Below are 20842 nucleotides of genomic sequence, written 5' to 3' on the forward strand. Positions count from 1 at the left end.
CGCCCGTCCCTTGCCGCGCCCACGTCTCGCCGCCGCGCCGGCGCCACCGACACCGAAGCCGGTTCCACCGCCCGCTCCGGCTCCGCCGGCGCCGAAACCCCCACCGCCGGCGACGCCGCCGAGCGCCGCGCCCGCCGCTGCGGAAAGCGACCCGGCAGCCCTCGACGCGCTGCTTGCGCGCGCCAAAGCCTATCGCCCGCTCGCCGCCTATCTTCTGGCCGAGATCCTGAAGAGCGTGCCGGACGCCGCCGTCCTGCCGCGCGACGGATACGTCGTCTTCCGCCGCGGCAACGTCGATTTCGCTTTGCTCGCTCTCAGCGCCCGCGAACTGCGTCTCGCGCTGGCCCTCGATGGCTCGCCGCCGGATACGGCGCTCGCGCCGGCCAAACTGCCGGGTCTGCGCGGCGCACCGGCCGTAACGCACATGGCGGTGCTGACCGACGCCCGCCAGGTGACGCCGGCGCTCCTGGCGGCCGTCGCACGGGCCGCTGCGGGCGGTTAGCGCCTTCCAGGCCAGCGGTGCGGCAAGCCGGCAACATCGATTTGCCCGAATTGCGCCGCTTGATGCGACCCGTTCGAGGAGGCTCGCTTGACGACATCCGTTCGCCCGACCGCACCCCAGAGGACGCTCGCGCTCGTGGCCGCCGTCGCGCTGCTCGCGGGGCCTGCCGGAGCGCAGTCCGCCGCCACCAAGGACGGCATTGGCGACCTGATCCGCAACGGCGATCCGGCCGCCCAGGCGGCCCCTCGCGCCGCGCCCGCCGATCCGCGCGAGGGCGATCCGTCCTACGAGCAGGCGCGCGCACTGATGCGCGCCATCGACAGCATCCTGAACACGGTGGCCGAGCAGCGCGCCGAAGCCAAGAAGCTGCCCGCCAAGGACGAGTTCCTGGTCACGCCGCTTTGGACGGAAACGCGCGAGGACCGCGAGGACCGCATCCGCAAGCTTCTCGACGCGACGCTCGCCATCGTCACGGACGCGCCCGTCGTCGAGGTGCAGAAGCGCATCGAGCAGCACCGCCGCAACATCCGCGACCTCGAGGCGAGCATCGTCACGCTCAAGGAGAAGCAGATCACGGCGCCCAAGGACGCCATGCTGCCCGGCGTCCTGACCGACACGGTCGACAGCCTCGACGCGAAGATCGCCGACTACAAAGGACGCATCGCCGGCAACGAGGCGGCCATCGCCGCGGCCAAGGCCGAGATCGCCGACGCGCTCATCAAGTCCGGTGTCGACCTGGCCCCGGACCAACTCGATCTCTTGCTCGGCGGCGTGCTCTCGGGCGACCTCGTGCGCCTCGTTGCGACGTTCCACGCCGCAAAGCTCATCGACGGCCAGCTCGCCAAGCTCATGACCGCCACCGCCGAGAACCCGGGCGCGGCCCGCAAGTATTTCGCCATGCACGCAGCCCTGTTCGCGTTGCTGGTGCACGCGCAGGATTCGACCATCGCGAAGATCGACACGCAATACATGCCGAAGCTGGATGCGATCCTGAAGGACATCGCAGCCGCCAAGGCCCGCACGCTCGAGCTGATGCGCGCCGAGAACCGCCCCGACCAGAAGCGCGCCCTCGACGCGAACCGCGACAGCCAGAAGCTCGCCGAGGAGGCCGCCAGGGGCTACCGCCGCTACCTCGCCCAGCAGCGCGAGCAGATCGTCGCTGCGCGCGCGCGCGCCGTCCACGATCTTCGCATCGCCGACAACACGTTCGACACCGTGGAGGCGAGCCTCGAGCTGCGCACCCTGATGCGCGACAGCTCGACGTCGTTCGAGGCCATCCAGAAGCTCGAAGCCCCGACCTTCGAGCAGATCTTCAAGAACGAGGAGCTGCGCCGCGAGTTCGAGAACCTGACCCGCAAGCTCGACGCACCGACGAGCTGACCGACGACGAGCTAAGGCGCCTTACACCGACCGCCTGCCGAACCAGACGCGCATGAGCGCGCGCCAGCGCCGCCCCCAGCTCACCGCCTCGTCCGACAGCGCGTCCAGGAAATCCGAGAGCCGCCGCGATTTGACGACAGTGTAGAGCGTCAGCAGCGCCGTCGGCACGAACACCGCGAGGAACGCCAGGACGCGCCACCACACGGGCTCCTGCGTCCAGTCGAACAGGTTCATGCCGATGAACCCCGTCGTCACCGTGCCGACGAGACCGAACGTCGTCACCACCGTGAGCCGCACCACGGTGTCGTTCTGCTTGCGCATCGCCTCGACCTCGAGGAAGTTGCCCATGTCCTGCAGCTCCTCGCGCACCTCGCCATAGAGCGCATCGAGTTGCAGATGGCGGCGCGTCATGTCGAACAGCTCGCGCACCTGCGCCTGATGCGAGATGTCGTGGAACCAGTAGCGGTGGGCGAAGCGCAGGAAATTCTCGTGCGCGTTGCGGATGTCGCGGCGGAAGGTGCGGTTGGCCTTCGCGTCGGTGATGTCGAGCCGGCTGACCGCGCTCACGAGCCGGTCGGAGAACATGAGCAGCGACGCCTTCTGGAAATGCGCGATGAGAAACATCAGGAAATGCTGATGGCGGAAACGCGAGAGAATGCCACTCTCGAGGTCCGCGAAGAAGGGGTCCGAGGCATCCCCGGTGACGATGAACGTGTCGCCTGAGGCGTGGAAGCGCACGTTCGAGGTGTTCCCGCCCCGGCCCGTCATGAAATTGCGGTCGTAGCAGTAGCGCGTCTCGAAATCCGAAAGATAGGCGTCGGAATAGGGAAGCGCCGTGTTCTCGCCGGCCTCGTTGCCGAGCGCCAGCCGGATCGAATCCGACCGCGACAGCGTCTCCGCGCGGTCCAGCGCCAGATACGCCATGTAGGGCATGCGGTAGTATTCGAGCTGCCGGTAACGCACGTGGCCCTTCGCGTCCGCATGGTAGAGCACCAGCGGCGACATCAGGAACTCCCAGTGCGCCGCCGTCGTGGGGGCCCGGTGGCGGCAGACGAAGGACAGGAACTTCTCGCGGTTCTCATAGTCGGACTGGACGAGCAGTTGCCCGTCGGCGTCGAGCCATTCGACCTTCCACGGGCAATGGCCGCCGCGGCCGTCGCCCTCCTCCCAGTAGGCCGGATAGGCGCGCCCGAAACGGAACATCACGCTCTGGGCCGCGGAGAGCGTGATGTCGTCGGTCCAGACCTCGAGCGCCAGGATGGCGATGTCGATGTCGTAGAAGAAATAGAGATCGATGTGGGCGATGTTGAGCGTGATCGGTGCCCCGCCCTTGTCGAGGGTCACGCGCGCGGCCGCGATGTCCGTGCGGCGCATGACGCGGATCGGGCTCTCGCCGTAGACCTTGCGCACCGAGCGCCCGAGCCCCTGGCCGTAGAGAAAGCGCTGCACCGGCGGCAGGAACGTCACGAACTCGTTGTAGTGGCGCGTCTGGAACTCCTGCGGGTCCCCAAACTCGTCGTCCACCTCGCGCCAGGGATTATCGGGGCCCGGCGTCTCGAGCTGCTCCCAATGGTCCTGCAGCGGCGCGCTTTCATCGAGGGGCAGGAGATAGACCGGCCACAGCAGGATTTGGCGCAGGTGCTTGACGCGCTTGTCTTGATCCATGGCGACCGGCTTTTTTGGCTTGACCCTTCTCTCTCCGTGATAATCACGCCCGCCGGCCCGCCCGCAAGCGACAAAATTCGACCCGCCGCCATCAAAGTGTCATGTGGGCGGGGGGCTCAGAACAGAATGAGCGAAGCAAGCCCCAGGAACGCGAAGAACCCCACGCAGTCGGTGATCATCGAGACGAACACGCCGGACGCGGGCGCAGGGTCGAGCTTGAGCCTGTCGAGCGCCAGCGGAATGAGAATTCCGGCCAGCGCCGCCGCCAGGAGGTTGACGATCATGGCCGTTCCGATCACCGCCCCGAGCCGGCTCGAGCCGAACCACAGGAAGACGATGAGCGCCATGATAGCCGACAGCACGAGCCCGTTCAGAAGTCCCACCATGGTTTCGCGCGAGATGATCCGCGGCGCGTTGGCGGCGCCGAGCTTGTTGGTCGCGAGCGCGCGCACGGTGACGGTCATGGTCTGCGTCCCGGCGTTGCCGCCGATCGAGGCGACTACCGGCATCAGCACGGCGAGCGCCACCATCTGCTCGATGGTCGCATCGAATATCTTGATGACGAACGATGCCAGCACCGCCGTCCCGAGGTTGACGATCAGCCAGGGCACGCGGCTTTTCGCCGTCTGAACGACGCTGTCGCCGATGCTTTCGTCGCCGACGCCGCCGAGCGCCCTCATGTCCTCGTCGGCCTCGTCCTGGATCACCTCCACCACGTCGTCGACGGTGATCACGCCCACGAGCTTGCCGTGCTCGTCGATGACCGGCGCGCTGATGAGGTTGTAGCGCTCGAACTGGCGCGCCACTTCCTCCTGGTCCGCCGTCGCCAGCACCGTATCGAGATCGGCCTCCATGATGTCCGAGACCGGCACGTCCTTTTTTGTGCGCAAAAGCCGCGAAAGGTCGACGCTGCCCACGACGCGAAACGCGGGATCGACGACAAAGATCTCGGAGAAGGTCTCGGGCAGGTCGTCCGTCTCGCGCGCATGCTCGATGACCTGGCCGACGGTCCAATAGGGCGCCACGGCGACGAAGTCGCTCTGCATGAGGCGGCCGGCGGAATCCTCCGGATATTCGAGCTGACGCTCGAGGGCTGCGCGCTCGCCCTTGGGCAACTGCGCGAGGATCTCCTCGCGGTCCTCTTCCTCGAGGTTCTCGATCAGGTAGGCCGCGTCGTCCGTGTCAAGCTCGGTGACGGCCTTGGCCAGGAGCTCGTTGGGCAAAGCCTCCGAGAGCTGGTCGCGAACCGCCTCGTCGATCTCCGACAGCACATCGTAGTTGAAGGCCGGTCCCAGCGCGTGGATGAGGGCGACGCGATGCTCGGGCGACAGGAGTTCTATGACGTCGGCGAGGTCGCGGGGGTGCAGGCCGATGACGAGATTGGCTGCTGTGGCACTGTCTCCGTCGTGCAACGCGATCGCGACATCGCGCACGAGATCGGCCACGCTGATGGCGTCGGCTTCCGGAGCCGGCGGATGCTCGTCCAAGCCTGTCATCGAAGCTCCAAGAAGCGCAAAATCGGGCCGCGCGCCGGCCCGTCGTCCGCCAAAACGGCCGCCCCGCCTGACGCGAGACCGGGAGCCCTTTTGCGCCACGGCCTAGCACAGCCGTCATATCTGCGACACTGCGTTCCGGCAAAAAAAGCAGGCCCGCAAGCGGGGTTGCATTTTAGTTACAAACTCTTTTACGAACCGTGCTTCAATGACGAGCTTCGATGACAGAGGGCCCGTCCCCGAGGCGCATACCTCGAGGGCGGCAGAGGAGACGACCGAATGAGCGCCAGTCGGTGCACTTGGCTGGCCTTGGGCGCAGCGATGATCCTGAGCGTCGGGGCCGCAGCGGCCACCGATGCGGCGCGCGCGGAAACGGGCACCGGCGTCCATGCGCCCGACCCGTCCTCGGCTCTCGGCCAGGGCTGGCGCTCGCCTACGGTAAGCCCCGCGGCTGGCGCCGAGATCGGGCTCAAGTCCGCGGCCCATTGTGGCGCCGGGGCGGACGTTCTCGGCGTCTCCCGCGTGGTCGAGATCGACACGACGACGGGTCCCGAGTTCGGCGAGCAGTACCACAAGACGGAGCCCAAGTTCCTGGAGCCCGGCGAGGTCGTGCTGACCTTCGACGACGGCCCCATGCGCCGCTATACGCTGCCGATCCTCGACGCCCTCGACGAGCAGTGCGTCAAGGCGACCTTCTTCTCGGTCGGCCGCATGGCGATCTCCGACCCGGCGACCCTCCGGGAAGTGGCGCGGCGCGGCCATACCATCGGCACGCACACCTGGTCGCACAAGAACCTGGCCACCTTGAGCGCCGCTGCCATGAAGCGCGAATTCGAGCTCGGGTTCTCCGCCGTGGCCGCCGCCGCCGGCACGCCGATCGCCCCCTTCTTCCGCTTCCCCTACCTCGCCCACAGCAAGTCCACGCGCGACTACATCCGCAGCCGCGGCGTCGGCACCTTCGGCATCCACGTCGATTCCAAGGATTTCCGCACCAAGAGCCCCGGCGTCGTGCTGCGCAACGTGCTCGCCCAGCTCGAGCACAGCAAAAAGGGCATCCTGCTGTTCCACGACATCCAGCCGTCGACGGCCGGCGCGCTCTCGAGCCTGCTCGAGGAGCTCAAGGCGCGCGGCTTCAAGGTCGTGCACATGGTCGCCAAGGACGCCCCCATCACGCTTCCGGAATACGACGCTATCGCCGAGAAGGCTCTGAAGGCCAAATCGGTCGCAGCCGCCAGCTCGCCTCTCGCCGAGCGCGCCGCCACCTGGCCCGTCTCGGGCGCACCCGACGCACCGCCCGCCGCAGCGCCCGCACCGAAGAAGCCCGTGCGCAACGGCGCGCAACCGGCGAAGCCGTTCGACTGGGCCAATCCCTCGAACGATCCCTGGCAGCTCAAGGCGTTCGGTCACCAGTAGGCCCTGCCGCCGCAACCCGAGTCCCGCGATGAGAAAAATTGGGGCCGCAGCGACGATCGGTGTGCTGGTTGCGTTTGCATCGGGAGCCGCAGCCGGCGAATGCCCGAACCCGGAGAAGGCGCTCGGCGTCTCCCGCGTCATCGAGATCGACACGTCGGGCGGCCCGATCTTCGGCTCCGCGACCCGGCGCGAGAAGGAGCCGCGCTTCCTTGCCGAGAACGAGGTCGTACTGACCTTCGACGACGGCCCCGTGCCGAGGGTCACGGGTCCCATTCTCGACACGCTCGATCGGTTCTGCACCAAGGCGACGTTCTTCTCGGTGGGTGAGATGGCGCTCTCCTATCCGGCCATGACCAAGGAGGTGTTGGCGCGCGGCCACACGGTCGGCACGCACACGTGGTCGCACCCCAACAACCTTGCCCGCATGGACATCGAGAAGGCCAAGGACGAGATCGAGCGCGGCTTCGCCGCCGTCTCGCTCGCCGCCGCGACCGGCATCGCGCCCTTCTTCCGCTACCCGGGCCTCAACGACAGCGACGCCCTCCTGACGTATTTCCAGTCGCGCAGCATCGCGAGCTTCACGGTCGACGTCATCTCGAACGACAGTTTCATCTCGAGCCCCCAGCGCATCGCCGAGCGCACCCTGAAGCTCGCGGTCGCGCAAAAGGGCGGCATCCTCCTGTTCCACGATCTCAAGCGGCCGACCGCGAAGGCCCTGCCGGCGATTCTCGCCGGCCTCAAGGCCAAGGGCTTCAAGGTCGTCCACCTCGTCGCCAAGGCGCCGGTGGTTCCCCTTGCGACGCTCGACGCCGAGCTGCAGCCCGTCCTCGCCAGGGCGGCCTCGCGCGATGTGCCGCCGTTCCACGGGCCGATCCCCGGACCGATGACCGCGGACGGCGAGGCCTCGCCCGTGAGCAGGCTGGCGCCACCGGCGCGGACGCGGCTCGACGAAACACCGCCGGCGACAGCGCGGCAAGACAGCTCAGCCCCCCTGCGGCGAAGGTCCGCCGAGACCACCCGGAAGGCGCGCCCGCGCCGTCGCCCGGGCGCTTCGCCCGGGGCCTGATCTCCGTCCCGGAGAGGGGGATTGCCCGGTAGCTCCTGCCACATTTCGGGCGTAAGCTTGAAAAAGGTCGGTTCTCCGACGCGGCACCGGGATTTTCGACGGGTTTCCAAGGGCAGATGCGTTCCGTTTGGGGAAGAGCGGACGGCCCAAGGAGCAGGCCCGAGAGTTCGACCTGACATCCGGCGGCATGGATGACGCGCCGCCTGCTTGAGCCCGATGAACCTCGCTCGATATCGCCCCGCTGACGGACCGTCCTGGATAGGTGCCCGAGATGCTGAAAGTCTGGATCGCCTGCGCCCTCCTCGCCCTCGCGGGCGGCGGCGCGTTCTATGCGACCGACGGGCGGATCTGGGAGGCCATAAGGAGCGGCGATCTCGCCCTGCTGACGCAAGCCCCGCCCGCCGACGCGCATCCGGTCGCGGCGCGGCGCGCAGAGATCGCCAAGGACCGATCGGCTGAAAGAAACCGCGCGGCGAGCATCGCGGTGGAAGCCGCCACCGCAGTCGCGGCCACGTCGACCGAGGACTTGCGCGCCATCGGCACGCTGCAGTCGGACGAGGGCGTGCAGATCACCTCCGAGATCGCGGGACGCATCACCGCCATTCCGCTCTCCGAGGGAGCCCCCGTCGGCAGGGGAGACGTGATGGTGCAGCTCGACAGCGCCCTCGCCAACGCCGAGGTGGCTGACGCGCAGGCCCGCTACAATCTTGCAATCGGCAACCTCGGCCGCGCCAACTCGCTCGCGCGCTCCGGGAACGTCACCGAGCGCGCCCGCGATGAAGCCTCGACCAATGCCGAGACGACCCGCGCGGCCCTCGAGCTTGCCAGGGTGCGTCTCGACAAGCATACGATCCGCGCGCCCTTCGACGGCATCGCCGGCATCCGCAAGGTCTCGCCCGGCGCTTATGTCGAAGCCGGCGCCGCCATCGTCAATCTCGAGAAGATCGACACCCTGAAGATCGACTTCAAGCTGCCCGAGCTCTACCTGGCGCAGGTCAGAACGGGCCAGACCGTCGAGCTCTCCGTCGATGCGCTGCCGGGCCGGACGTTCATCGGCACTATCTATGCCATCGACCCGCACATCGACGTCAACGGCCGCGCGCTCAACATTCGCGCCCGCCTCGAAAACCCGGACCTCGTGCTCCGCCCGGGCCTTTTCGCGCGCATCCGCGTCAAGGGCCAGGTGAAGCGCAACGTGCTCGTCGTGCCCGAGGCAGCCATCGTGCCGCGCGGCGGCGACAAGATCGTCTACCTCGTGAGGGACGGCCAGGCCGTCGAGGTCAAGGTGACGCTCGGCAGCCGCAGTACGGGCCTGGTCGAGATTCTGGACGGGCTCTCCGAGGAGGCGATGGTCGTCACCGCCGGCCAGCAGAAGCTGAAAGACGGCAGCCCGGTCGAGATCGTAGCCGGCTCCGGCTCCGGCGCGCGGGGGACCTGATGGGCCTCTCCGAGCTCTGCATCCGCCGGCCGGTGTTTGCCACCGTTCTGAGCCTCGTCATCGTGCTGCTCGGCGTCGTGTCCTACATGCGCCTGACCGTCCGCGAATACCCGAACGTCGACGAGCCGGTCGTCTCGGTGCAGACGCGCTATCCCGGCGCCTCCGCCAAGATCATCGAATCGCAGGTCACGCAGATCCTCGAGGGCTCCATCGCCGGCATCCCCGGCATCGACGTGATCGACTCGCAAAGCCGTTCCGAGCAGAGCCGCATCAGCGTCCGCTTCCGCCCCGACGTCAACCAGGACGTGGCCGCCAGCGACGTGCGCGACCGCGTCTCGCGCGTGCGCGGCCGCCTTCCCGACGAGATCGACGAGCCGATCATCGCCAAGGTGGAAGCCGATGCCCAGCCGATCATGCTGCTGGTCTTCAACAGCCCCGTGCTCTCCCCGCTGGAGATCACCGACTATATCGACCGCTTCGTCATCGATCAGTTGAAGAACCTGAACGGCGTCGCCGATGTCACCATCTACGGCGAGCGCCGCTACGCCATGCGCATCTGGATCGACCGGGAGCGCCTCGCCGCCTTCGCCCTCACCGTCCAGGACATCGAAAGCGCGCTCCGGGCCCAGAACGTCGAGCTTCCCTCGGGCCGCATCGAAAGCGCCAACCGCGAGTTCAGCGTGCTGTCGCGCACCGGCCTCGTGACGCCCGAGGAGTTCCGCAACATCGTCATCAAGGTCTCCGGCAACCATCAGGTGAAGCTCGGAGAGGTGGCGCGCGTCGAGCTCGGCGCCTTCGACGAGCGGCGCGAGAGCCGCTTCGAGGGCGGCACCGCCATCGCCGTCGGCGTCATCAAGCAGGCCGTCGCCAACCCCCTCGACGTGTCGAAGGCCGTGCGCGCGCTGCTGCCGCGCATCAACCAGTCCATGCCGAACGGCATGCAGGCGCACGTCGCCAACGACGACTCGATCTTCATCGAGCGCTCGATCGAGGCCGTCTACCGCACCATCGGCGAGGCCATCCTTCTGGTGGTCCTCGTCATCATCTTCTTCCTGCGCTCGCCCCGCGCCTCCCTCATCCCGATCGTCACCATCCCGATCTCGCTCATTGCCACGTTCACGCTGATGCTCGCCTTCGGCTTCAGCGTCAACACGCTGACGCTGCTCGCCATGGTGCTCGCCATCGGCCTCGTCGTCGACGACGCCATCGTCGTCCTGGAGAACATCTACCGCCACATCGAGCACGGCATGAGGCCGATCGACGCCGCCTTGAAGGGCACCCGCGAGATCGGCTTCGCCGTCATCGCGATGACGCTGACGCTCGCGGCCGTCTACGCGCCCATCGCCTTCGCGCCGGGCAAGACGGGGCGGCTCTTCCTCGAGTTCGCACTGACGCTGGCCGGCGCGGTCATCATTTCGGGCTTCGTCGCCCTCACCCTGACGCCAATGATGTGCGCGCGCCTCCTGCGCCACAATCCGGCGCCGGGACGGCTCTTCCTCGCCATCGAAGGGCTGCTGAAGGGTCTCGAGCGGGGCTACCGGCGGCTTCTCCAGCTCTCCCTCCGCCACCGCCCGGCCGTGCTTCTCTTCGCCATCGCGGTCGCAGGATCCAGCGTCTATTTCTTCCAGAACCTCAAGTCCGAGCTCGCCCCCGTCGAGGACCGTGGCGTGATCCGCGTGCGCGGCACCGGCCCTGAAGGCGCGACGCTCGCCTACACCAGCCGCTACAGCGCCGAGGCCGACGCCATTCTCGCCGACGTGCCCGAGATCGCCTCGCGCCTCGTCATCAACGGCAACCCGGAAGTCTCGGGCTTCCTGATCTTCGCGCCGCTGAAGGACTGGAGCGAACGCACGCGCACGCAGCAGGAGATCACGCGCGAAATCAGCCCCAAGGTGCGCCGCATCGCCGGCGTCTTCGCGTTCGCGCCCAATCCGAACGCGTTCGGGCAGCGTGGCTCCTCGAAGCCCGTCGAGTTCGTCGTGCAGTCGTCCGGCACCTACGAGGAGTTGGAGAAGCTCTCGGACACGCTCCTCGCGGCCCTGGAAGGCTATCCCGGGCTCGAAAGCCTGGAGACCGACCTCAAGCTCAACACGCCCGAGTTCCGCATCGAGATGGACCGCGCCAAGGTGTCGGACCTGCGTCTCGATGTGAACGTCGTCGGCCGCACGCTCGAGACGCTCCTCGGCGGCCGCCAGGTGACGCGCTTCGAGATGAACGGCGAGCAGTACGACGTGATGGTGCAGCTCGACATTCCGGACCGCTCGACGCCGGCCGCACTCGACACCATCTTCCTGCGCTCGCCCTCGGGCGAGATGGTCCAGCTCTCCAACATCGTCAAAGTGGTCGAGAGCGTGGCGCCCAAGGAGCTGAAGCGCTTCAACCAGCTTCGCGCCGTCACCGTCTCCGGCACCATCGCGCCGGGCTATGCCCTGGGGGAGGTGCTGGACCACATCGAGCGCACCGTCGACCAGGTGCTGCCGCCGGACATCCAGACCGACGTCAACGGCCAGAGCCGCGACTACCGCGCGTCGAGCCAGAGCCTTGCCCTGGTGTTCGTGCTCGCCCTCGCGTTCATCTATCTCGTGCTCGCGGCGCAGTTCGAGAGCTTCCGCGACCCGCTGATCATCCTGCTGACGGTGCCGCTCTCCATGTGCGGCGCGCTCGGGACACTCTATCTCGTCGGCGGCTCGCTCAACGTCTATTCGCAGATCGGCCTCGTAACGCTGGTCGGCCTCATCACCAAGCACGGCATCCTGATCGTCGAGTTCGCCAACCAGCTCGAGGCCGACGGGAAGACGCGGATGGACGCCGTCGTCGAGGCGGCGAGCCTGCGCCTGCGTCCGATCCTGATGACCACGGGCGCCATGGTTCTCGGCGCCGTGCCGCTCGCCCTCGCCATGGGAGCGGGCGCGGAAAGCCGCCAGCAGATCGGCTGGGTCATCGTCGGCGGCATGAGCCTCGGCACGCTGTTGACGCTCTTCGTCGTGCCGACGGTCCTGAGCCTGATCGGCGCCTCGCGCCACGCCGCGGCCGAGCCCGGTGCTCAGCCGGCCGCCACTCCGGCCGAGTAAGCTCGACGACCGGCTTGTGAGTTAACAGCAGTCTAAGGCGCGAGGTCCTCGCCGGCCTTGATCAGCGTCGTCCGGGACGCCCAGGCGTCGGACGGAGGCGTGCCGTTCGCGACCGGCGCGCCCCTGCGCGAGCATCGCTGCGGCGCCATCGCGAGCCCTGCCCCGTAGATGGGGTCCGGGCCGGGCGGACCGAGATCGCGCGTCGACACGTGCCTGAGGAGATCCTGCTCCGTCTCTGCGGAGCGAACGCCGCCGATGTTCGCCGCCAGGATCGCCGTCACGAACGGCACCGCGAATGACGTGCCGGTCCGGTAGCCCTGCTTCGCGTCGGGCAGCGCCGTCAGGACATCGACGCCCGGTGCCGACACGTCGATGTAGGAGCCGCGGTTGGCGCTCTTGTAGTTCATGCCGTCGCGGTTGACGGCGGTGACCGCGATCACGTGCGGATAGGCAGCCGGATAGCTCGGCGCGGCGGTCGGCCCCATGTTGCCGGCGGCCGCAATGAACACCACGCCCTTCTTGCTCATGCGCTCGATGGCGGCACCCACGGCGCCGTCCTGCGGACCCGAGAAGCTCATGTTGACGATGTGGACATCGAGCTGGTCGAGCCAGTCAAGCGCCGAAAGCAGGCGCACCGTATCGGTCGACGCGTTGCCGTTGACGTCGCTGCGGAACGCGCTTGCGAGCAGGAACGTGGCGTCGGGCACCAGCCCCGGCGTCCCGCTCTGGGGGTTCCCGGCGAGCAGCGAAAGAACGGCCGTGCCATGCCAGTCGTAAGGCGAGGGTCGCTCGCCGCCCAGGAACTCGCCCTGAACGGACTTGAGCGACCGGAACGCCGGATGGCGGACGTCGAACGAGGTGTCGATCACCCCGATCCGGACATCTTTCGTACAGGAGCCCAGAGACGGGTTCCACTTGATGAGAGAGCCGCCGAAGCAGGTCTGCGCCGGGCACGGGTTGGCCGAGGCTGGGCTGATCTTGCGCGGGTCGAGCCCAGGCAGCGCGCTGGCCCCTTCGGTCTCGCCGAGCGTCCCCATGAAGATCGTGTAGGCGTGGTTGGGCGTCGAGGGCAGGAAGGGCAGCACCTTGTGGAGCTCCCGCTCCGCCTCGTCGCGCGTAAAGCCGCCAGGCGCGCGCAGACGGCGGACATTGGTGCCGGCCCCCTTGAGCTCGACCGGATCGCTGACGATGAAGCCGTGCGTCCTCGCCGTCTCGAGATCGACAGGCGAGATGTCCGAGATGATGAGCTCGTCCTTGCGCTCGTCGACGAACATCTTGGCCGGCATCTCGGCGCCGAGATCCCGTCCCGGGAAGGTACGCGGGTCGACCGGCGCCTGCATGGCCGTACGGGTGCCGCCACCATCGCCCCGGCCCTGGCCAGTATCCCTATCGCCGTCCGCACCCCGGCCCGGCTCTCCCTCCGGCTGGTCGGCTCCCCGCTTGAGCGCGTTGCGGCTCATCCCCAGATGGGAGGCCGGGACACGTAAGCCGTCGAGCGGCCTGGGCAGGCGGGTCACGGTATCGGCCGGATTTTCCTGCGCGGCGACGGCCAGTGGAGACCCCGGCGGAGGCTTCGCCGCCGCCCGCGCCTTCGCCGCCCTGGCGAGATCCTGCTCGCGCTTGCGAAGCATCCGCTCCCGAATGCGCTCGGCCCGCACCTGCTCCTTGTGCACCATCTGCTCGTGGTCGCGCTGAACACGCTCGAGCTCGTGCTGGCGTATCTTGGCGATGTCGCGCACGCTCCGCTCGGCGTCGGTCAGCTCCGTATCGGACGCATCGTCGTCCTGATCCGCCGGATCGTCGCCGTTCTTCCGGGAGCGCTTCCCGTCGCGCGTGTTGGATTGCTGCGCGTTGGCCTTGTTCATGGAGCGCACGGCTTGCTGCTGCTGGCGCGCCTGCTCCTTGGCACGGCGTTCCATTTCAGCCTGCTGCTTGCGGATCGCCGCCCAAAAAGCTGAGGAGTTGTAGCGCGAATTGTACTGGTTGCTCGATGAGGCAGCCAAGCCGGCATCGATCGGCGCAACCGCCACGAGAACGGCCGCAAGCCCGAGCGCAGCGGCTCCGCGCACGACAGCCTCGCGCTGTAGGCTCTTCGGGCGCCATATGGTCCGCCGACCGACGGACGCAGAGTGGCCGCCGCTACCGGCCATGGCCATGGCCCGCCGAGCGACCACAGCCGCACGCATTGCAGCAGCCCCCGCCGCGCCCCACTCCGCCGCACACCTCTCCGACGCGGAGTGCGGACGCCTCCACGATCCTTGTGAAGGAAATCGCCATTGAAGTTCCCCACCGTTAATGGCGCCGACGGAAAAACCGATATGCTCCCACCCGGCAAAAAACGGCGCCCCGACTATGGCGAAGAAAAGACCAGTTCGGAGTCCGAAATGAGGCGCGAAAGTCGCGGAAATGCGACTGCAAAGGCATGAAAGCCGAAAAAAGCCATCAGGCGCCCGATCCCGACAAAAAAAAGCGGGACCCAAGCCGGATCCCGCCCAAAATTTCGCTTCTTGGATCGCGGCGCGCCGCGCGTCAGGCCGCGGCGCTGCTGTCCTCGCCCGGGTTGCGCAGCACGTAGCCGCGGCCCCAGACGGTCTCGATGTAGTGCTGCCCGCCGGTCGCCACCTGCAGCTTCTTGCGCAGCTTGCAAATGAACACGTCGATGATCTTGAGTTCCGGCTCGTCCATGCCGCCGTAGAGATGATTGAGGAACATCTCCTTGGTGAGCGTCGTGCCCTTGCGCAGCGAGAGCAGCTCGAGCATCTGGTACTCTTTGCCGGTGAGGTGGACGCGCTGCCCGTTGACCTCAACCGTCTTGGTATCGAGGTTGACCCTGAGGTCGCCCGTCTCGATGACCGACTGTGCGTGCCCTTTCGAGCGACGCACGATGGCGTGAATGCGTGCGACGAGCTCATCCTTGTGAAACGGCTTCGTCATGTAGTCGTCGGCGCCGAACCCGAGGCCGCGCACTTTGTCCTCGATCTGAGCAAGTCCCGACAGGATCAGGATCGGCGTCTGGACCTTCGCCACGCGAAGCATCTTCAAGACCTCATAGCCGCTCATGTCCGGCAGATTGAGGTCGAGCAGAATGATGTCGTAGTCGTAGAGCTTGCCGAGATCCACGCCCTCTTCGCCGAGATCCGTGGTGTAGCAATTGAAACCCTCGGACTGGAGCATCAGCTCGATGCTTTGCGCCGTTGCGCTATCGTCCTCGATCAGAAGGACCCGCATGCTCATTCCCTTTTCCTTGCCCCGTCACAAGGCGCGTCGTTGAGTTAAAAGAACGCTACCGCCGCTTGGACAACCGAGTCCGAACTCTCATGACAAAAGTAACGATCAGAGGTTAACAAATCCTAATTTCCGTTTTGGAACGTGCCAACGCAGGAACGGCACGTTTTGGTCCACGCGCAGACGACAGAAACACGCCTCGCACCCCGAACAGCAGGAGCGCGCCCCGAGCCTAGACTGGATATGCGGACCTTCCCCCTTCGCGTGGCCGGTCCCGGACGGCAGTCCGGCGCGGACCGACACGAATCAAGAGGTAACAGAATTCGCCCGCTAGCCCTAGACCCGGAAAACAACTACAATTGCGGGGCAACGCAAAAACTTAGCAAGAATAGCCAATGCGTTGCTTTACCGCAACTTAATACGAGTAGGGCAGGGTAAACATTGAAGAGCGCGGGACCTGCCGTGACGCCCGAGCCGCCGTTTGGCCGGGTCGGCAGGCCGGGACACGGGAGCCCGCCTTCCCGAAGCATGGGATGGCACGCTTCTTGAGTGGCCGGAACCGAGTGTTGGTTGAGTAGGGGTACGGACGATGAAGGCAAGGGAAACAGCGCTGAGGCTGAAGCGCTTCGAAGTGGACGAAAAGGCCCGCAAAGTCTCCGATCTCGAGCTTATGATCCGCGAGTTTGAGACCATTGCGTCCGATCTCGATCGTCAGATCCAGGCCGAGGAGGACCGTACCGGGATCAAGGACGTCAGGCACTTCGCCTATTCGACCTTCGCCAAGTCGGCAGCCCTGCGCCGCGACAACCTGCGTGCGTCGATCGCCGGGCTCCGCGCGAAGCTTGAGGCCGCCCAGCAGGAGGTCGACGACGCCAAGCAGCAGCTCGAGCGCGCGGCCTCGGACCAGACCTCGCGCGACGCCGTGCGCTCTTCCCGCCGCCGTCACGATCGCCCGGCCGGGTTCGCCCTTCGCTGAGCCGCCGTCCCCGAAGCCTCTCCGGCCGCCCCCGGCCGAGCGGCGCAACGACTTGCGCTCGCCCCTTTCCCGTGCCAATCGCTCGACAGCGGGGGCGCATCCGCCTCCGGAGCAGCAAGGTCAGGGAGTTCGCCGCGTGCCGAGCCCGACGAGGCTCGCTGGCCCCGCGCCGGACACGGGACACATGAGACGGAAGCACCGCCCGTTCATTCTTGCCGCGCTGGCGGTCGCCGCGGCCGGCGCCGGATGCTCTGGCACGACGTCTCTCCCCACGCTGGATATCCCTGCCCCCGAGACGACAGCTGTTGCCGGCACCGATGCGGGCGTTCCGGGACCCGCGACGGCACTGCAGGGAGGAGGCCTGCTGCCGGAGGAGCTGGTTGCAGGCACACCCACCGAGGTCTATACGCGCGTTGCCCGGGGCGCCCTCACCTGCTGGTTCGGCGCGTCCGGCCCGCTGAAGGCCGCCTACATCTACCATGCCGAAGCGGAGCCTGCCTCGAAGGGCGGCGCATCCGAGATCAAGATCATGACCCGCGACTCGGCCGCGGCCGATCCTCGTGCGCTCAGGGCTTATCGTGTCGTCTTCGCGCCCTCAGAGGGCGGGACGAGGATCGAGATCGAGAACGCCCGCATGCAGGAGCCTCTGGCCACGCGCATGAGGCTCGATGTCAAACGCTGGGCGCGCGATGACGAGCCGGTCTGCGAAGACCCCGTCACCGCCGGCTGGTCCGCGGAGCAAGGGGTCCCCGCCGATCCGGCGAAGACGACGGGGAAAAAGAAAACGCCGTAGCAACCGGACGCCCGCCCGGCTGCAACGGCTTGCCTCACGCGCCGCGCCCGGCCCCGACGCGGGGTCGGTGCCTGTCACGACACGAAGCGACGACCGGGCTCAGCTCCGGTAGTCCTGGATCCGCGTCGCCCTGAGCCCCGGAAGGCCATGCTTGTCGATCGAGCGCTGCCAGGACAGGAATTCGTCCACGGTGAGCTTGTAGCGCTCGCAGGCTTCCTCGATGCTGATAAGCCCCCCGCGCACGGCCGCCACGACCTCCGCCTTGCGGCGGATGACCCAGCGTTTCGTATCCCGGGGCGGGAGATCGGCAACTGTCAGCGGACTCCCATCGGGGCCGATGACGTAGCGCACACGCGCTCTCATCTGATGTTCGGTCATGATACTCGATACTGCTACTGACCAGCCTTAAACCTAACCTATGTCTCTTAAACATAGCCTAAGCCATTGAGTGAACATACTATAAAACACTGTGCAAAATAACCCATCCTCCTGCGGTATGGTTGACGTGCATTACGCACTGGAACGGGGATTGCGCCCCCGGCGGCGGGCTGCCGACTTGCATACGGGAGGATCTGCCCTTTATCATACGCGACCGATGAGGCGGCGCGGTGTGCTGCGCCGCGCAATTTCCTTTGTATGGCCACCCGGCCCAACCGGCCGTCATCTGGCGACGAGATCGACACGTGGCATTGCCATTGCTTGAGACCCCGAACGGAGACGGAAGGACAAAGCGCGTCGTCGTCGCCATGTCCGGCGGGGTCGACTCGTCCGTGGTCGCGGGCCTCCTGGCCCGCGCGGGTCACGACGTCATCGGCATCACGCTGCAGCTCTACGATCACGGCGACGCCGTCGGCCGCAAGGGCGCCTGCTGCGCCGGCCAGGACGTCGAGGATGCCCGCCGCGTGGCGCAGACGCTCGGGATCCCCCACTACGTTCTCGACTACGAGCGGCGCTTCTCGGACGCGGTCATGAAGTCGTTCGCCGAGAGCTATGTCGCGGGCGAGACGCCCATTCCGTGCGTGACCTGCAATCAGACCATCAAGTTCCATGATCTCCTGGGAACCGCGCGCGAGCTCGGCGCGGACCTGCTCGCCACCGGCCACTACGTCCAGCGACGCGACACGGCCGGCAGGCCCGCGCTCTTCCGCGCCCGCGACGGCGACCGCGATCAGAGCTACTTCCTGTTCGCGACCACGCACGCGCAGCTTGCCGACCTCTGGTTTCCTCTCGGCGGCATGCTGAAGGGGGACGTGCGCGCGCTCGCCCAGGAATTCGGCCTCGTCGTCGCGGACAAGGCCGACAGCCAGGACATCTGCTTCGTCCCCCAGGGGCGCTACAGCGACGTCATCGAGCGCCTGAAGCCGGGCGCACTCCAGGCCGGCGACATCGTGCACATCGACGGGCGCCGCCTCGGCCGCCACGAGGGCATCGTCAATTACACGATTGGCCAGCGGCGCGGCTTGAAGATCGCATCCGCCGAGCCCCTCTACGTCCTTTCCCTCGACGCCGGGCGCAACGAGGTGGTGGTGGGACCACGTGACTTCTTGCGCACGCGCACCCTTGTTCTTAGAAACGTGAACTGGCTCGGCGACGGCGCCCTCGAGGACGCCGTTTCCGGCGGAGGAGCAGAGGTTTACGCTCGGATCAGGTCGTCGCAGGCTCCGCAGCCGGCAACGGTCTCCATCGGTACCGACGGGGCCGTGACGGTGGCGCTCCGCGACGGCGAGTTCGGCGCGGCCGCGGGACAGGCGTGCGTGCTTTATGCGGATGGCTCGGGCGAAGCGCGCGTGCTCGGCGGCGGCTGGATTGCACAGGCCACGAAGGCCGATACAATGACCTATTTGGAATCGCCCGCATGACGGCCAGCGATGGGAGCAGGCCCCGGAGGCCGGATCGGCCGTCGTCGATGGGCAGCAAGACACTTCGGTGGGGCAGTAAGCTTTCGGTGGGAGAGAAAAGCGTGCAAAACAGCAAGACCCAGATGAAGCCTCGCTTGCGTGTGGAGGATCTCGAGCGCGCGAACGGCCGCATCGTCGGCATCGGCCACATCGAGGAGGATGTGGTCAAGACCGCCTACCGCCGCTGGGCGCCGATCTACGACCATACGTTCGGTCGCGTCTCGACCGAGGGCCGCAAGCACGCAGCCCAGGTGATCAACGACAGCATCGCGACGGGCCGCGTGCTCGAGGTGGGCGTGGGGACGGGGCTCGCCCTTGCCGACTACGAGCGCCACCTCGAGGTGGTCGGCATCGATCTCTCGCCCGATATGCTGGACAAGGCGCGCGAGCGCGTCGCCAAGGAAGGGCTCGACCATGTGACCGGCCTCCACGAGATGGACGCCGGCGACCTGAAGTTCCCGGACGACTCGTTCGACATCGTGACGGCCATGTTCGTCATGACGGTCGTGCCGGATCCCGAGCGCGTCATGCGCGAACTGGCTCGCGTCACCAAGCCCGACGGCGAGGTCCTGATCGTCAACCACTTCAGCCAGACCGAAGGCGTTCGCGGCTGGGTCGAGCGGCGCATGGCGCCCTTCGCGGAGATCATCGGCTGGCGCTCGGTATTCGACCAGTCGCGGGTGATGGGATGCGACAACCTCATGCTGACCGAGCGCAAGGCGCTACGTCCCTGGGGCATCTTCACCATGATGCGCTTCAAGAAGAACGCAGAGCAGGACCGGAAGCCCATCGCGGCCGAATAGTTTGGGTTCTCCCCGCTCGCTCTCCCGGCGAGCAGAAAACGCAGGACGGCGCGGGCGGCGCTTGACGCGGGGCCTGCCGATTCCTATAGACCAGGGTCTTCGGCGGGATAGCTCAGGTGGTTAGAGCGAAGGTCTCATAATCCTTAGGTCGGCGGTTCGAGTCCGCCTCCCGCTACCAACTCTCTTCTCGAAATCCTCCCGCTCCAGCTCCGAAAAAACCGGAGGAAGAACCCGCCGCGCGAGGCTACGGCGGGCTCGCTCGTCTATTTGGCGTACTTCGCGCTGTTGTGCGTATCGGACCCGGATTCTCCGCTCGAGGCGCCGGACGCGGCGGACGACCAGTGGGCGGGGCCTTGAACGACGGGTTTGCCCTGGAATGTCCCATCTTCGTTGCGGTGCCGGTTCGCGTTCTCGTCGAGGGTTGCGGAATGCGCGGCGGTGTCGTCCCCCATCGCCTTGGCCCGCGTGTCCTTGGCAATCGCGGGTGCAGCACTCAAAAGCACCGCGAGGGCGATCCCTGTAATCAAGGTCTTCATGACAGAACCTCCTTGTCTCCGCGGCTCGGCCGCGGTTGCAGAGAGAACGGGCCCGCGGACAAGGGAGTTCCTCAGCCGGCTATTCGGAAAGACGAGATCTGTTGCGCTCGATCCGCATGGGAAAGCGTCGCCCTGCCGTCGCACGCGGCCAGGAAAAGACCCGCGTCCGGAGACGCGACGCGCTCAGCCCGCAAGTCTCGGATCCTCGCCGTCATGCGCATGCTGGACGGCGCGCAGCAGCTTCTTGCTCACCTGCGCGCGGTCGAGAACGACCTTCTGGTCGTGGACCGATTTGACCGCCCGGAGCGGGACGAGAAACTCGCCGAAGTTTTCGATGTAGACGCTGAAATCGTGCGCGCTGACGTCGTGCACCGCACCGATCCCCTCCTCGCCTTCGGCAAGAAACACCATGTACTCGCGCTGTATGTATTCCCGCATGAGCAGTCTCCTGGCTTCGTGTCGTGGCGTGGCATGGCACGCTTCCCGCGAGTCCGGAAAAACGCCACGGCCGCGGTCAGAGTTCCCAGCGCCTTGCCGCGACCCCGCCTTTATCCTCCGCTTCTTTGCTTCCCCGTAACCACCG

The 20842-nt window shown here is 67.0% G+C and carries 17 protein-coding genes and 1 tRNA gene; 11 read left to right on the forward strand and 7 right to left on the reverse strand.

What is annotated here, in order from left to right:
* Together V7082_RS14645 and V7082_RS14650 are read left to right on the forward strand one after the other, a co-directional pair.
* The coding region (locus V7082_RS14645; protein WP_334149773.1) for a DUF5655 domain-containing protein at positions 1–502 on the forward strand (502 nt) is incomplete at its 5' end.
* A gap of 87 nt (positions 503–589) precedes the next feature.
* Positions 590–1882, forward strand: a complete 1293-nt coding sequence (locus tag V7082_RS14650) for a hypothetical protein (RefSeq protein WP_334149774.1) — start codon at positions 590–592, stop codon at positions 1880–1882.
* Positions 1883–1903: 21 nt separating this feature from the next.
* Here the strand turns inward: V7082_RS14650 and V7082_RS14655 are convergent, their stop codons facing one another.
* Together V7082_RS14655 and mgtE are read right to left on the reverse strand one after the other, a co-directional pair.
* Entirely contained in the window at positions 1904–3547 is a 1644-nt protein-coding gene (locus V7082_RS14655; RefSeq protein ID WP_334149776.1) for a hypothetical protein, read from the reverse strand.
* A 116-nt stretch (positions 3548–3663) separates the two neighbouring features.
* The gene (mgtE, locus tag V7082_RS14660; protein ID WP_334149778.1) at positions 3664–5043 is read right to left on the reverse strand and encodes a magnesium transporter; all 1380 of its coding nucleotides are present in this window, start codon (positions 5041–5043) and stop codon (positions 3664–3666) included.
* A gap of 276 nt (positions 5044–5319) precedes the next feature.
* Here mgtE and V7082_RS14665 point away from each other — a divergent pair, with 276 nt between their 5' ends.
* The 4 genes from V7082_RS14665 to V7082_RS14680 all read left to right on the forward strand — a co-directional run bounded on the left by V7082_RS14665 (position 5320) and on the right by V7082_RS14680 (position 12028).
* Positions 5320–6453, forward strand: coding sequence for a polysaccharide deacetylase family protein (locus V7082_RS14665; protein ID WP_334149781.1), 1134 nt, complete (start codon positions 5320–5322; stop codon positions 6451–6453).
* 28 nt (positions 6454–6481) lie between these two features.
* Positions 6482–7519 carry a polysaccharide deacetylase family protein gene (locus V7082_RS14670; protein WP_334149783.1) on the forward strand — a complete coding sequence of 346 codons (1038 nt, stop codon included), beginning with the start codon at positions 6482–6484 and terminating at the stop codon, positions 7517–7519.
* Between the two features lie 271 nt (positions 7520–7790).
* On the forward strand, positions 7791–8957 hold the full coding sequence (locus V7082_RS14675) for an efflux RND transporter periplasmic adaptor subunit (RefSeq protein WP_334149785.1): 1167 nt from the start codon (positions 7791–7793) through the stop codon (positions 8955–8957).
* Positions 8957–12028, forward strand: a complete 3072-nt coding sequence (locus tag V7082_RS14680; RefSeq protein WP_334149787.1) for an efflux RND transporter permease subunit — start codon at positions 8957–8959, stop codon at positions 12026–12028. Before V7082_RS14675 ends, V7082_RS14680 begins: the two co-directional genes overlap by 1 nt.
* 32 nt (positions 12029–12060) lie before the next feature.
* Here V7082_RS14680 and V7082_RS14685 read toward each other — a convergent pair whose 3' ends face one another.
* Positions 12061–14097 carry a S8 family serine peptidase gene (locus V7082_RS14685; RefSeq protein ID WP_334149789.1) on the reverse strand — a complete coding sequence of 679 codons (2037 nt, stop codon included), beginning with the start codon at positions 14095–14097 and terminating at the stop codon, positions 12061–12063.
* Between the two features lie 460 nt (positions 14098–14557).
* Positions 14558–15256, reverse strand: a complete 699-nt coding sequence (ctrA, locus tag V7082_RS14690; protein ID WP_072390074.1) for a response regulator transcription factor CtrA — start codon at positions 15254–15256, stop codon at positions 14558–14560.
* Positions 15257–15842: 586 nt separating this feature from the next.
* On the opposite strand from ctrA, the gene V7082_RS14695 reads away from it, so the two are divergent.
* Entirely contained in the window at positions 15843–16229 is a 387-nt protein-coding gene (locus V7082_RS14695) for a flagellar export protein FliJ (RefSeq protein ID WP_334149792.1), read from the forward strand.
* 184 nt (positions 16230–16413) lie between these two features.
* A complete protein-coding gene (locus V7082_RS14700; RefSeq protein ID WP_334149793.1) occupies positions 16414–17022 on the forward strand; it encodes a hypothetical protein in 609 nt (202 codons plus the stop codon).
* A 99-nt stretch (positions 17023–17121) separates the two neighbouring features.
* Here the strand turns inward: V7082_RS14700 and sciP are convergent, their stop codons facing one another.
* Entirely contained in the window at positions 17122–17400 is a 279-nt protein-coding gene (gene sciP / locus V7082_RS14705) for a CtrA inhibitor SciP (protein WP_291174315.1), read from the reverse strand.
* Between the two features lie 311 nt (positions 17401–17711).
* Here sciP and mnmA point away from each other — a divergent pair, with 311 nt between their 5' ends.
* The 3 genes from mnmA (at position 17712) to V7082_RS14720 (ending at position 19901) form a co-directional block, all read left to right on the forward strand.
* Positions 17712–18881 (forward strand): tRNA 2-thiouridine(34) synthase MnmA, encoded by a 1170-nt coding sequence (mnmA, locus tag V7082_RS14710; protein WP_442909797.1) that lies wholly within the window; start codon positions 17712–17714, stop codon positions 18879–18881.
* A 101-nt stretch (positions 18882–18982) separates the two neighbouring features.
* A complete protein-coding gene (locus tag V7082_RS14715; RefSeq protein ID WP_334149801.1) occupies positions 18983–19723 on the forward strand; it encodes a class I SAM-dependent methyltransferase in 741 nt (246 codons plus the stop codon).
* Positions 19724–19824: 101 nt separating this feature from the next.
* Positions 19825–19901, forward strand: a tRNA-Met gene (locus V7082_RS14720).
* 85 nt (positions 19902–19986) lie between these two features.
* On the opposite strand, the gene V7082_RS14725 is transcribed toward V7082_RS14720, so the two are convergent.
* Both V7082_RS14725 and V7082_RS14730 read right to left on the reverse strand, forming a co-directional pair.
* Entirely contained in the window at positions 19987–20259 is a 273-nt protein-coding gene (locus tag V7082_RS14725; protein ID WP_334149803.1) for a hypothetical protein, read from the reverse strand.
* 183 nt (positions 20260–20442) lie between these two features.
* Positions 20443–20697 (reverse strand): hypothetical protein, encoded by a 255-nt coding sequence (locus tag V7082_RS14730; RefSeq protein ID WP_334149805.1) that lies wholly within the window; start codon positions 20695–20697, stop codon positions 20443–20445.
* Positions 20698–20842 lie beyond the last annotated feature (145 nt).

The sequence above is a fragment of the Hyphomicrobium sp. genome (assembly GCF_036833075.1).
In the GTDB taxonomy this organism is placed as follows: Bacteria; Pseudomonadota; Alphaproteobacteria; order Rhizobiales; family Hyphomicrobiaceae; genus Hyphomicrobium_C.

Bases quoted from the DNA above. Each gene is read 5' to 3' on its own strand.
- V7082_RS14655 (WP_334149776.1), bottom strand. From the start codon at position 3,547: ATGGATCAAGACAAGCGCGTCAAGCACCTGCGCCAAATCCTGCTGTGG.
- mgtE (WP_334149778.1), bottom strand. From the start codon at position 5,043: ATGACAGGCTTGGACGAGCATCCGCCGGCTCCGGAAGCCGACGCCATC.
- V7082_RS14665 (WP_334149781.1), top strand. From the start codon at position 5,320: ATGAGCGCCAGTCGGTGCACTTGGCTGGCCTTGGGCGCAGCGATGATC.
- V7082_RS14670 (WP_334149783.1), top strand. From the start codon at position 6,482: ATGAGAAAAATTGGGGCCGCAGCGACGATCGGTGTGCTGGTTGCGTTT.
- V7082_RS14675 (WP_334149785.1), top strand. From the start codon at position 7,791: ATGCTGAAAGTCTGGATCGCCTGCGCCCTCCTCGCCCTCGCGGGCGGC.
- V7082_RS14680 (WP_334149787.1), top strand. From the start codon at position 8,957: ATGGGCCTCTCCGAGCTCTGCATCCGCCGGCCGGTGTTTGCCACCGTT.
- ctrA (WP_072390074.1), bottom strand. From the start codon at position 15,256: ATGCGGGTCCTTCTGATCGAGGACGATAGCGCAACGGCGCAAAGCATC.
- V7082_RS14695 (WP_334149792.1), top strand. From the start codon at position 15,843: ATGAAGGCAAGGGAAACAGCGCTGAGGCTGAAGCGCTTCGAAGTGGAC.
- V7082_RS14700 (WP_334149793.1), top strand. From the start codon at position 16,414: ATGAGACGGAAGCACCGCCCGTTCATTCTTGCCGCGCTGGCGGTCGCC.
- sciP (WP_291174315.1), bottom strand. From the start codon at position 17,400: ATGACCGAACATCAGATGAGAGCGCGTGTGCGCTACGTCATCGGCCCC.
- V7082_RS14725 (WP_334149803.1), bottom strand. From the start codon at position 20,259: ATGAAGACCTTGATTACAGGGATCGCCCTCGCGGTGCTTTTGAGTGCT.
- V7082_RS14730 (WP_334149805.1), bottom strand. From the start codon at position 20,697: ATGCGGGAATACATACAGCGCGAGTACATGGTGTTTCTTGCCGAAGGC.